Source organism: Aquamicrobium sp. NLF2-7, from assembly GCF_022359935.1.
Taxonomy (GTDB): Bacteria; Pseudomonadota; Alphaproteobacteria; order Rhizobiales; family Rhizobiaceae; genus Mesorhizobium; species Mesorhizobium lusatiense.
In genome coordinates, this window is record NZ_JAKSED010000007.1 from 218010 (window position 1) to 230237 (window position 12228).

10 protein-coding genes and 1 pseudogene are annotated in these 12228 nt (G+C 62.6%); 10 read left to right on the forward strand and 1 reads right to left on the reverse strand.

Going from position 1 to position 12228, the window contains the following annotated elements:
• Positions 1–125: 125 nt before the first annotated feature.
• Positions 126–740, reverse strand: a pseudogene (locus tag MIC97_RS23715) (transporter substrate-binding protein).
• Positions 741–1504: 764 nt separating this feature from the next.
• On the opposite strand from MIC97_RS23715, the gene MIC97_RS23720 reads away from it, so the two are divergent.
• The 10 genes from MIC97_RS23720 to MIC97_RS23765 all read left to right on the forward strand — a co-directional run bounded on the left by MIC97_RS23720 (position 1505) and on the right by MIC97_RS23765 (position 12103).
• Positions 1505–2728 (forward strand): transporter substrate-binding protein, encoded by a 1224-nt coding sequence (locus tag MIC97_RS23720; RefSeq protein ID WP_239802364.1) that lies wholly within the window; start codon positions 1505–1507, stop codon positions 2726–2728.
• Positions 2729–2738: 10 nt separating this feature from the next.
• Positions 2739–3608 (forward strand): branched-chain amino acid ABC transporter permease, encoded by an 870-nt coding sequence (locus tag MIC97_RS23725; protein ID WP_239802365.1) that lies wholly within the window; start codon positions 2739–2741, stop codon positions 3606–3608.
• Complete coding sequence (locus MIC97_RS23730; RefSeq protein WP_239802366.1) at positions 3608–4627, forward strand: branched-chain amino acid ABC transporter permease; 1020 nt, start codon at positions 3608–3610, stop codon at positions 4625–4627. Before MIC97_RS23725 ends, MIC97_RS23730 begins: the two co-directional genes overlap by 1 nt.
• Positions 4624–5355, forward strand: coding sequence for an ATP-binding cassette domain-containing protein (locus tag MIC97_RS23735; protein ID WP_239802367.1), 732 nt, complete (start codon positions 4624–4626; stop codon positions 5353–5355). The genes MIC97_RS23730 and MIC97_RS23735 overlap by 4 nt, the downstream gene beginning before the upstream one ends.
• On the forward strand, positions 5348–6052 hold the full coding sequence (locus MIC97_RS23740; protein ID WP_239802368.1) for an ABC transporter ATP-binding protein: 705 nt from the start codon (positions 5348–5350) through the stop codon (positions 6050–6052). Before MIC97_RS23735 ends, MIC97_RS23740 begins: the two co-directional genes overlap by 8 nt.
• A 3-nt stretch (positions 6053–6055) precedes the next feature.
• Positions 6056–7570 (forward strand): amidase, encoded by a 1515-nt coding sequence (locus MIC97_RS23745; RefSeq protein WP_345773578.1) that lies wholly within the window; start codon positions 6056–6058, stop codon positions 7568–7570.
• Positions 7571–8722 carry a transporter substrate-binding domain-containing protein gene (locus MIC97_RS23750; protein WP_239802369.1) on the forward strand — a complete coding sequence of 384 codons (1152 nt, stop codon included), beginning with the start codon at positions 7571–7573 and terminating at the stop codon, positions 8720–8722.
• The gene (locus tag MIC97_RS23755; RefSeq protein WP_239802370.1) at positions 8715–9350 is read left to right on the forward strand and encodes an ANTAR domain-containing protein; all 636 of its coding nucleotides are present in this window, start codon (positions 8715–8717) and stop codon (positions 9348–9350) included. Before MIC97_RS23750 ends, MIC97_RS23755 begins: the two co-directional genes overlap by 8 nt.
• 92 nt (positions 9351–9442) lie before the next feature.
• Positions 9443–10888 carry an NAD-dependent succinate-semialdehyde dehydrogenase gene (locus tag MIC97_RS23760; RefSeq protein WP_239802371.1) on the forward strand — a complete coding sequence of 482 codons (1446 nt, stop codon included), beginning with the start codon at positions 9443–9445 and terminating at the stop codon, positions 10886–10888.
• Between the two features lie 48 nt (positions 10889–10936).
• On the forward strand, positions 10937–12103 hold the full coding sequence (locus tag MIC97_RS23765) for an iron-containing alcohol dehydrogenase (protein ID WP_239802372.1): 1167 nt from the start codon (positions 10937–10939) through the stop codon (positions 12101–12103).
• Positions 12104–12228 lie beyond the last annotated feature (125 nt).

Below are 12228 nucleotides of genomic sequence, written 5' to 3' on the forward strand. Positions count from 1 at the left end.
GGACCCGGCTTCGTGAAAGTACGGACCTGCTGAAAAGATGGCCGTTGCCAGCCTCCCCGATCGCTTCCAGCTCGCATTCGGTCAGGTTGCACGAAACAACCGGGCAATGATGCGGTAGAAAATGCTCATCCTCGCGTCCAGGCTCCGCATCGGCCCTGAGACGCATAGGCCTTGAGAAAGGCATAGGAGGATGAGCCGATCAGGTTGTTGAAGACGAAATCCGGCCGGGTGGCGCGGATCTCTTCGATCAGCCGGGTAACCTCCTTCTCACCGAGCGGCAGGTAGCGTTCACCGTGCACGTCCCCGCCGGCATCGGCGATCAGGTCGCGCGCTACGCGATTCATCTCCCATCCCCAGATGTAGTTGGAGCCGAGCAGGAAAACGTCGGCGCCGAAGCGAGGCACGACGTGGGAAAACAGAGGCAGCAATTGCTGATTGGGGCATGCGTGCATGTAGACAACATGATCGCTGGTCTCAAAACCCTCGTAGGGACAAGCATACCACAGTGTGCCGCCGAAGCGTTCGAGAACCGGAATCACTTCCTTGCGGCTTCACGAGGTGACGCAGCCAATGATGTGCCTTGCGCTGCTGCCTTGCAGAATTTCCGCACATCCGGAAGCATAGCCGTCGGCATTGCCCTGCGGATCGTATTTCATAGGCGAAAACAGGGCCGGAATGGACGGATCGCCATTGATGTCCGCGATTGCCGCCAAGGCTCCCGCCCGACACGCATCGGACACGAGCCGATAGTTGCCGGAACGCGAGTACAGAATGCCGATTTCGACGCGGCGTTTCAAACAATCCCCCAAAAAGAAAATGCCCCGCAGCCACGCACATGAAAGCGCGGCTTACGAGGCATCTTTGCCGTTCGGCGAACAGGGCCGATATTTTGTCGGGTAGACAATCCAACCGGACAATACAGTCAGGGGGGAAGCAGTTCGATCGCAGATTCAGGCTGCTTTGCGCATCAGATGGTTCAGTGAGAATCCCGAACCTCGCCGAATATCGGATTCCCAATACGGCCCCGGCCGCGGGCCGATCGGAACCGTTTCCTCGTCGGCCAATCCAATTCGTTCGCACGAAACTGACTTAAGATGGAAACCCTGAACACATCCGGCTTCCGTAGAAAGCCTTTGTGCATGAGCGCTTGTGTTTGACATAAGACATTGGAATTCATGGAGATTTAATCTCTACGCAGATCCAATCTGCGTCGGAGTGCGGTTCCCGAATAATCGAAGGCTGAGGAACCGGTGGAGAAAATCACGTCGTGAGCTTTACAGCGTGTCACGACATATTTATCATCTTAACTGGAACCAATGTGGAATTTCAGCCCCGCGCCAAGAATGCCGCGGATCAGGCCTTCCACCTCAGACGTCGACAAAGGTGTTGGCGCGGTTTCATCTTAACCACATTCACAGCCATCTGCTCCGGCCCCGCGCCGGGTTGTCGCCTGTTCCCTTGAGGGTCAGTGCGCGCAATGGCCATTCAACTTCAGGGAGATGACATGAAACTGACCCGCCGACAGGCGCTGGGCGCCATTGGTGCTGCCTCCGCCATGACCTTTGCATCCCGCCTCGCCGCGCAGGAAGGGCCGATCACCATCTCGGCGCTTTACGACCAGTCGGGCGGACTGGAATCCTACGGTCAGCCGATTGTCGACGCGCTGCGCTTCGCCGTCGATGAGCAGAATGCGAAGGGCGGCCTGCTGAACCGCCAGCTCAAGCTCAACGTCTATGATCCGCAGACGAACATGCAGCTTTACGCGCAGTTCGCCCGTCAGGCCGCGCTGTCGGACAAGCCGGCGGTGGTGTTTGCCGGCATCACGTCGGCCTCGCGCGAAGTGGTGCGCCCGATCATGCGCCAGTTCAACACGCTCTACTTCTATGCCAACCAGTATGAAGGCGGCGTCTGCGACCGCAACATGTTCGCCACCGGCGTGACGCCCGGCCAGACGGTCGAGAAGCTCGTCAACTATTCGGCGAAGAAGCACGGCGGCAAGGTCTATATCGTTGCGGCCGACTACAATTACGGCCAGATCATCACCGACTGGGTGAAGAAGTACACCGCCGACAATGGCGGCGAGGTTCTGGGCGTCGAGTTCTTTCCCATGGACGTGACCGACTTCAAGACCTCGATCTCCAAGATCCAGGCGGCCCGGCCGGATTATGTGTGGTCGGCTCTGGTGGGCGGCGCCCACATCTCCTTCTATCGCCAGTGGAAGGCGGCCGGCATGCTCGGCAAGATCCCGATGTCGTCCACCACCTTCGCCGGCGGCAACGAGCATGTGATCCTGACGCCGGAAGAGTCGAACGGCATCATGGTATGTCAGAACTATCTTCAGGAACTGGACAACGAGATCAACAAGCAGTTCGTGGCCGATTTCCACGCCCGCTTCGGCGCCGACTATCCCTATATAACCGAACTTGGCATGGGCGCCTATCAGGGCTTCCGGCTCTGGGCCGCGGCGGTGGAGAAGGCCGGCAGCGTCGACCGCATGAAGGTGATCGAGGCGCTGGAAACCGGCATTTCGCTCGATGCCCCGAGCGGCCGCGTCACCATCGATCCGAAGACCCATCACACCACGATGGACGTGCACATCGCGCGGGTCGAGAACGGCGGTCTGATCCCCGTCGAGACCTTCGAGCAGCAGCCCCCCGCTGATACGGCCATGGTTTGCGATCTGATCGCCAACCCTGACGACAATCAGCAATACGTCATCGATTTCTAAAGGAAGTCAGATGGATTTCGCGTCGGTCCTCATGATCGAAATCCTCGGGTCCATTGCCATTCTGGTGCTCATCAGCATCGGTCTGGCGGTGGTCTTCGGGATGATGAAGGTCATCAACATGGCTCATGGCGAGTTTCTCATGCTCGGCGGCTATGTCACCATCTATGGCACCAATCATGGCGGCCTCAGCTTCTGGGTGAGCGCGCTCATCCTTGCGCCCGTCGTCGTGGGGCTGGTCGGCCTTGCGCTGGAATGGCTGGTCATCCGCCACCTTTACGGACGCATGATCGACACCATGCTCGCCACCTGGGGCATCAGCCTTGCCCTTGTCGGTGGCATGACCATGCTGGTAGGCAACACGACCACGGGGATTTCGACGCCCCTGCCCAGCCTGAGCATCGGCGCGTTTTCCGTCAGCGGCTACGTCGTCTTCCTGATTGCGCTGGCGGCTGCGATCTTCGGCCTGCTCTATGTGCTGTTCAAGCTGACCACCTTCGGCCTTCTGGCACGGGCAACCACGCAGAATGCCGACATGGTGGCAGCGCTTGGCGGCAATCCGCGCCGCATCTATGCGCTGACCTTCGGGCTGGGTGCTGCCCTTGCGGGCCTTGGTGGCGCGGCGCTGGCGCCGCTCACCGGCGTCATCCCGACCATCGGCGCGGCCTACATCGCCAAGGCGTTCATCACGGTGATCTCGGGCGGTTCGGCGGTCATTGCCGGCAATCTCTCGGCATCCGTGCTGTTCGGCACGGTCGGCCAGCTTTTCACCTATCTCTACACGCCGGTTATCGGGGAAGTGGCGCTGCTGCTGACCGCGATCGTGCTTATCCGCATCCTGCCTCAGGGCATTACCGGGCGCTTTTTCCGGAGGTCGATCTGATGGCGCGTTATCTGCAATCCGCCGGCCTGCTGGCTGTGCTGGTGCTCGGCATGGTCATGCCGGGCTGGCTGGAACTGTTCACCGTCTATGAAATCACCATCTATCTGATCATGGCGGTGCTGGCGCTCAGCCTTGCCTTCGTGTGGGGCAAGGGCGGCATCATGTGCCTTGGTCAGGCCGCGTTCTTCGGTCTCGGCGCCTATGCCTGGGCGGTCGCGGCCACCAATTTCGGCCCCGGTCTTGCGGCGTTGGCCATCTCCATCGCGGTGCCGGCGCTGTTTGCGGCGGTGCTCGGCTATTTCATGTTCTATGGCCGCATCAACGACATCTATATCGGCGTCATCACCCTTGCGGTGACGCTGATCCTGTTCAACCTGATCAACTCCACCTCCGGGCCGCAGTACCGGATCGGAACCGCGCTGCTCGGCGGCTTCAACGGCATGACGGGCGTTCCCACGCTGGCATGGCCGAACGGCATGCCGCTCGATCCGGGCGACATCTTCCGACTGACGGTGATCGTGCTCGTTGCCGGCGTCGTCGCCATCTCGCTCTATCTGAAGACGACGCCCGGCAAGGTGACGATCGCGGTGCGTGAGAACGAGTACCGGGCCGAACTGCTCGGCTACAACGTGGCGCAGTCGAAGCTGATCACTTTCACGCTGGGCGGCGCGCTGGCGGGGCTCGGCGGCTGCCTGTTCGCCAACTGGGGCGCCTTCGTCAGCCCGACCATCTTCAGCCTCGTGCAGTCGGCGCAGATCATCATCTGGGTGATCGTTGGCGGCAGAGGCACGCTGATCGGTCCGATCCTCGGCTGCATCGCGCTGCAATGGGCGACGACCAAACTCGGCACCCAGCAGGTGGTTCAGGTCAATCTGGTGCTGGGCGTGGTGCTGGCCTTCTTCGTTCTGGTGGTGCCGCAGGGCATCGTTCCGATGTTCACCAAGGCACTCGCAACGCTGTTCGGACGCAAGGCCGATTCCGCGGCCGCGGAAGCCACGACGACGGAGACCCGGCCATGAGCGGCGAGATCATTCTTCAGGCCCGTGGCCTTGGCATCAGCTTCGGCGGCGTCGATGCGGTCAAGGCTGTGGATTTCGACCTGCGGCAGGGCGAGTTGCGTTGCCTGATCGGACCGAACGGCGCGGGCAAGACGACCTTCTTCCGCCTTCTGAGCGGCCAGCATACACCGACGCGCGGCACCATCACCTTTCGGGGCAGGTCGCTCAACGCGCTGCAGCCCTACCAGATCGCCCGGCTCGGCATCGGCATCAAGACGCAGGTGCCCAGCCTGTTCGAGGGCCTGAGCATTGCCGAGAACATCGAGATGGCGGCGCGCCGCCGGGCCAGCGGCAAGGCGGTGAAGGCGATCGTCGACGATGTGCTGGAGCATATCGGGCTCGGCGACCTTCGCGATCGCCTCTGCGCCGAGCTTGCGCATGGGCAAAGGCAATGGGTCGAGCTTGGCCAGATACTGGCATCGAAGCCCGCCGTGGCGCTGCTGGACGAACCGGCGGCGGGCATGACCCACAGCGAGAGCCTCAAGACCGTGCAGATCATCCGCGACATCACCCGCGAAAGCGCGGTGATCGTGGTCGAGCACGACATGGATTTCATCCGGCTGATCGGGGAGCGCGTCACCGTTTTCGAGCGCGGCGCGGTGATTGCCGAGGGCAGCTTCGAGGAGATCGCGAAGGACCCGCAGGTGCGCGCGGCCTATCTGGGACGAAAGGAAACCGCCAATGCTTGAGGTAAAGGGCCTGTCGTCCGGCTATGGCCGCGTGCCGGTGCTGCGTAACGTTGAGTTCTCGCTGGCTGATGGCGAATGCATAGGGCTTCTCGGCCGCAACGGCATGGGCAAGACCACGCTGCTGCGCGCCATCATGGGCGAGCTGCCGACATGGAGCGGCGAAATCCGCAAAGGCAGCCAGTCGCTGAACGGAAAGAACACGCAGTCGCGCGCGAAGGCGGGCATCGGCTATGTCCCGCAGGGCAAGCAGCTTTTCAAGCTGCTGACGGTCGAAGAAAACCTGCGCATGGGCTGCGTGAAGGATTTCCGTGGCGCGAAGGCGAAGATCGCCGGGGTTCTCGAACTCTTTCCGCGCCTCGTGCGGCTTCTCGACCGGCAGTCCGGCATGCTGTCGGGCGGCGAGCAGCAGCTTCTGGCGCTCGGGCGCTGCCTGTGCGGCGATCCCGACCTCATCCTGCTTGATGAGCCGACCGAGGGCATCCAGCCCTCGATCTGCGACGAGATCATCGAAGTGCTGATCCGTCTGCGCAAGGAGCGCAACCTGTCGATCATTCTGGTCGAGCAGGACATCGATTTCCTCTGGTCGATCTGCGACCGCATCCTGGCGGTCGACAAGGGCAGCGTGGTCAAAACCATCGACCCGAAGGGCGAAGGTTCGACCGAGGAAGCCAAGGCATTCATAGGTATCGAGGGCTGAAACGTGACGATCCGCAAACCGCTTTTTGAAGACATGCTTGCCGCCGATCAGGAACTGGGTCTGGCGCTGTCGCATGACGATCTTCAGACCTTCACAGAACTGATGGGCGGGGTCTCCCATGACTACGCCATCGTCGATGCGCTCACCCCCGAACTGCCGCAGGTGACCTATCCGCGCACGCCCGGCCACTATCCGGATTCGGAAGAGAACCCCTTCAATGCCTGGCATGTGAAATCCGAGGTCAAGGGCCGCGCCGGCGGCAGGCTGGATGGCCTCTCCTTCGCGCTCAAGGACAACATCATGCTGGCCGGCGTGCCGATGATGAACGGTTCATCGAGCCTGCGCGGCTACATGCCCGACATCGATGCCACGCTGGTAACCCGCCTGCTCGACGAAGGCGCGACGATCCTCGGCAAGGCGCAGTGCGAATGGTTCTGCGTTTCCGGCAGCAGCCACACCAGCGCGCAGGGACCCGTCCGCAATCCGTGGGACGAGACCCGTTCAGTGGGCGGCTCGTCCTCCGGCTGCTCGGCCCTGGTATCCGCCGGGCTGGTCGATGCGGCGATCGGCACCGATCAGGGCGGTTCGGTGCGCATTCCGGCGGCCTATGCCGGGTTCGTTGGCATGAAGGCCACGCATGGCGTGGTGCCTTATACGGGCGTGATGCCGGTGGAGATGACGCTCGACCATGCCGGCGTGATGACGCGCGACGTGCGCACCAATGCAAGGGTGCTGGAAGCCATTGCCGGCTATGACGGGCTGGACCCGCGCCAGCGCCGCCTGCCGGAAAGCTTCGACTATACCTCGCAGCTCGATGCCGGCGCGAAAGGCCTGCGCATCGCCGCCATACCGGAAGGATTTGGCTGGGACAACTCCGAAGCCGATGTCGACGCGGCGGTGCTGGCCGCAACCGAGCGCTTGCGCAGCCTTGGCGCGACCGTCGACGAGGTCAGCCTGCCGCTCCATCGCAAGGGGCATGCGATCTGGACGCCGATCGCCGTGGAAGGCACGGTGAACCAGATGGATGGCCTGAACTACGGTTCCAACTGGAAGGGACTTTACGTCACCAGCCTGATGCGGGCATTGCAGGACTGGCAGGCGCAAGCCAGCGAATTTCCTGCCGATGTGAAGTCTGTCCTGCTTGCGGCGCATTATTTCCGCGGGCAATATCGCGGCCAGTATTATGCAAAGGCCCAGAACCTCGTCCGCCGGCTTAAGGCGGCTTATGAGAGCGTGCTTGCCGACTATGACATGCTGCTGATGCCCACCGTGCCGCTGACGGCGCCGAAGCTGCCGGACCCCGATTGCGGGCCGCTGGAGTGGGTGGGCCGTGCGCTGGAAATGAACGCCAACACAGCCCCGTTCAACGCAACCGGCCTGCCGGCGATCAGCGTGCCATGCGGCCTTGCGCAGGGCCTGCCGGTCGGCATGATGCTGATCGGGCGGGATTTCTCCGAGGCCATGCTCTACCGGGCCGCAGCCGCTTATGAAGCGGCCTTCGACTGGAAGACGCTTTAGATGCTGCGTCTCAACACCCATCGTGAAGGCTGGCCGGTCGGCCTGCTGTTTTCGGGGCAAAGCCAGACTGCGGCGGTCGAGCATGCGCAGGCCTGCGCCACGCTGCTGGCCATAGATGAGGTGAATGCGGCCGGTGGCATCAACGGGGTTCCGCTGGTGCCGCGGCAGGTCGATATCGGCCCGCAGCCCGACGACTATCGACTTGCGGCGGAAAAGCTTTGCGACGAGCAGGATGTGCGGGTGCTGTTTGGCACGCACATGTCCAATTCGCGCAAGGCGGTGCTGCCGCTGATGGAAAGCCGGCAGGCGCTGCTGTTTTATCCGACGCTTTACGAAGGGTTCGAATTCTCGCAGAACTGCATCTATACGGGTGCTGCGCCAAACCAGAATTCGGTGCAGCTCGCGCGTCACATGTTGCGCGAGCCCGGCAGCCGGGTCTTTTTCATCGGCAACAACTATGTGTTTGCCCATGAATCCAATCGCATCATGCGCGATCTCATCGAGCAGGGCGAAGGCAGCGTCGTGGGGGAAGACTATCTGCCTTTCCACGCGCCGGATGCGGACCTCGCAGATGTCATGGCAAGGGTCGATGACCTGCGCCCCGATTTCATCTACTCGACGGTGGTGGGCAGCGACACGATCCGCCTGCATGAGGCTTTTGCCCGAACGCGCGCACGCGCGGAGGGCGCGCTGATCACAAGTCTTGCCACCAACGAGGCCGATCTTTCGCAGATGAGCGCCGATCTTTCCGAAGGCTTTCTCGCGGCGGCGCCGTGGTTCGCCACCCTGAAGAATCCGGAAAGCCTTGCGTTCCTGCAGGGGATGCGCGCGCGCTTCGGGCCGCAGGTGCCGGTGACCTCGGGGGCTGAAGCCGCTTATTTTCAGGTTCACCTCTTTGCGGTCGCCGCGCGCGAGGCCGCAGAGGCGACGCTGGAAGCGGTTCTGGACAGACTGGGGACGGCGTGCTTCGACGCGCCGGAAGGCCGGGTGAAGCTGGATGCGGTCACGCATCACACATGGCTCTGGCCGCGGATCGGACGCGTCAGTTCGGACAATGAATTCGAGGTGATCGAAGAGGAGAAAAACCCGGTCAAGCCAGAGCCCTACATGGTTCAGCACAGCTTTGGTGATGTGATGACCGACAATGCCTAAAGCCAGCGGCAAACCGAAGATCAGCGATCTGAAGGGCACGAGAGTGCTGGTGCTTCTGCCTCCCGGACGCGAGGCGGAAGGCCTGATGACGCACCTGATCCGTATCGGCTGCCTGCCCCGGCTTTACTGGCCCATTCCCCAGACGCTGCCGGATGACATCGACGTCATCATCGTCACCGTCGATTCCGATGCGCGCGCCGATGTGCGCGGCCTGATCGGCCAGCTCACCGATCTCAGCCCGCCGGTCATCGTTCTGGTCGGCTATGAGGACCCCTCGACGCTGCAACTGGTTCTGGAACTGCGCGCCGCCGCCGTCATCGAACGGCCGGTGAAGCCGTTCGGTCTGCTCACCAACCTGATGATCAGCCGCGACGTGTGGCAGCGCCGGCGCAGAAACATCGAGCGCATCGTGGAGGCCGAGAACCGCCATCTCGCCCTGTCCACCGTCGAAGTGGCCAAGATCATCCTTTGCCACGTGCACAAGATGGAGATGAGCCAGACACATCGCTACCTGCAGAAGGCGGCGATGGACAGCCGCACCTCGATCGAGAAGGTGGCCGAGCGCATCATTGCCGAAAACGCCAGTCAGGCACAGACGGCGAAAAGCCCGCCGGGCGGCAGGGACTGACCCTTTCTTCCGTCGGTGTGCTTGTCAGGGCCGACGCCACCAACCTTCTCCCCCCTCCACCACACACAGACCAATCAGGAAAGACCGACATCGTGCTTCATCTCAATGATCCGGCGCTTCTGCGCTCGTCCTGCCTTGTCAACGGCGAATGGGTTGACGCCGCTTCCGGCGAGGTGATCGCTGTATTCAACCCTGCCGATGGCTCGCGGGTTGGTGAGGTTCCGCTGCTGTCTCCAACCGAAATTCCGGAGGTGATTGCAGCCGCCGGGGCAGCGCAGAAGCTGTGGGCTGCCCGCCCGGCGCGCGAGCGCAGCGAAATCCTGCGCCGCTGGTTCGAGCTGATGATGGCCAATCAGGACGACCTCGCCCGCATCATGACCGCCGAGCAGGGCAAGCCGCTGGCGGAAGCGAAAGGCGAAATCGCCTATGCGGCGAGCTTCATCGAATGGTTCGCCGAAGAAGCCAAGCGCGTCTATGGCGACACGATTCCGGCGCCGAAGGCCAACCAGCGCATCACCGTGCTGCGCCAGCCCGTCGGGGTGACGGTGGCGATCACGCCGTGGAATTTTCCGGCGGCGATGATCACCCGCAAGGCCGCTCCCGCGCTGGCTGCCGGCTGCTCCATGATCGTGCGTCCCGCCGATCTGACCCCGCTTTCTGCACTGGCGCTGGCTGAACTCGGACAACGCGCCGGCATCCCGGCTGGCGTGTTTCAGGTGGTGACGGGATCCGCAAAGCAGATCGGACATGTGCTGACGCAGAGCGATGTCGTGCGCAAGCTCTCCTTCACCGGCTCGACCGAGGTGGGCCGGCTGCTGATGGCGCAGTGCGCGCCCACCATCAAGAAGCTGAGCCTCGAACTCGGCGGCAACGCTCCCTTTATCGTCTTCGACGACGCCGATCTGGATGCGGCGGTCGAAGGGGCCATGCTGTCGAAATACCGCAATGCGGGCCAGACCTGCGTCTGCGCCAACCGCTTGCTGGTGCAGCGCGGCATTCACGATGCTTTCGTTGAAAAGCTGGCGGCGCGTGTCGCTGCCCTCAGGGTCGGGAACGGCATGGAACCCGGCGTCGAGATCGGCCCGATGATCGAGCCCAAAGCGCTCGACAAGGTTGAAAGCCACATCAACAATGCCGTTGCCAAAGGCGCTACGCTGGTGACCGGCGGCAAGCGGCTGGGCGGGCTCTATTTCGAGCCGGCGCTTCTGACGGGTGTGACGCCGGACATGGCGGTCGCGCAGGAGGAAACCTTTGGGCCGATGGCGCCGGTTTTCGTCTTCGACACCGAGGATGAAGCCGTTACGATGGCCAACGACACCATCTTCGGTCTCGCCGCCTATTTCTTCACCCGTGACCATGGCCGGGCGATCCGCGTCTCTGAAGCGCTGGAATACGGCATGGTCGGTCACAACACCGGCCTGATCTCTAACGAGGTTGCGCCCTTCGGCGGCGTCAAGCAATCGGGCCTCGGTCGTGAAGGCTCCCGATACGGCATCGAGGACTATCTCGAGCTGAAATACGTCTGCAGCGCCTTCTGAGCTTCCGAAGCACCTGATTTCCTTATCCTGCACATACGGATGAAAGACATGACCGATCTGATCAAGCCCTTCAGTTTCGACACCCCCGGCTCGATGCTTGTGGAATGGGGCGGTGCGGCACGCATCGGCGAACTGCTTTCCGGCTGGTTCGGGGCGCGAAACCTGCTCATCGTCACCGACAAGTTTCTGCATCAGGCCGGCGTGCTTGACCGCGCCAAGGCTTCTCTGGCGGCTGCGGGTTTCAGCGTGACGGTGTTTGATGATGTTGTGGCCGATCCGCCGGAGGCCGTGCTGATGGCCTGCGTCGAACAGGGCAAGGCGGCAAATGCCGACATCGTCATGGGGCTGGGCGGCGGATCGTCCATGGACATCGCCAAGCTGGTCGCGGTGATGCTGGTCAGCGAACAGCCGCTGGCCGACCTCTACGGAATCGGCAAGGTGCAAGGTGCGCGCGTGCCGCTGGTGCAGGTTCCCACCACTGCGGGCACCGGTTCGGAAGTCACCAACATCACCATCCTGACCACCGGCGAAACCACGAAGATGGGTGTGGTTTCGCATCAGCTCTATGCCGACCGCGTGCTGCTCGATGCGGAGCTGACGGTCGGCCTGCCCCCGGTCCAGACCGCCGCGACCGGCATCGATGCTATGGTCCATGCGATCGAGGCCTACACCAGCCGGCACAGGAAGAACCCGCTTTCCGATATTTTTGCCCGCGAGGCGCTTCGGCTTCTGGCGACGCATCTCGTTGCCGCCTGCACCGACGGCGCAGACCGCGCCGCGCGCGAAGGCATGCTGATCGGCGCGAATTTCGCGGGCCAGGCCTTCTCCAACAGCCCGGTCGCAGCGGTCCATGCGCTGGCCTATCCGCTGGGGGGCCATTTTCACCTGCCGCACGGCCTGACCAATGCGCTGATGCTCGGACCAGTCCTGCGCTTCAACATGAGAGCCGCCGCCCCGCTCTATGCGGAACTCGCGGACGTGGTCATCGGTCCTTCGGAAGAAGGCGTGCAGGCCCGCTCGGCGGCTTTCGTCGCATTCATGGAAGAGCTGATGAACCTCTCGGGCGCGCCGCGCCGCCTGCGCGACGTGGATGTGCCGGAGGACAGCCTGCCGATGCTGGCGCGCGACGCCATGTTGCAGACCCGTCTTCTGGTCAACAACCCGGTCGAAGTCACCGAGGCCGATGCGCTTCGGCTCTACCGCGAAGCGTTCTGAACACTTCAGACTTCAAGCGTGCTGCAACCTCTCAGAATAGCTCCCGGCACTTTAAGCTCCTGATTTTACATGTGGCCTGAAACCGTTCCCGGCTTCGGGCCACATGCTTCAGAAGGCCTGCCCGG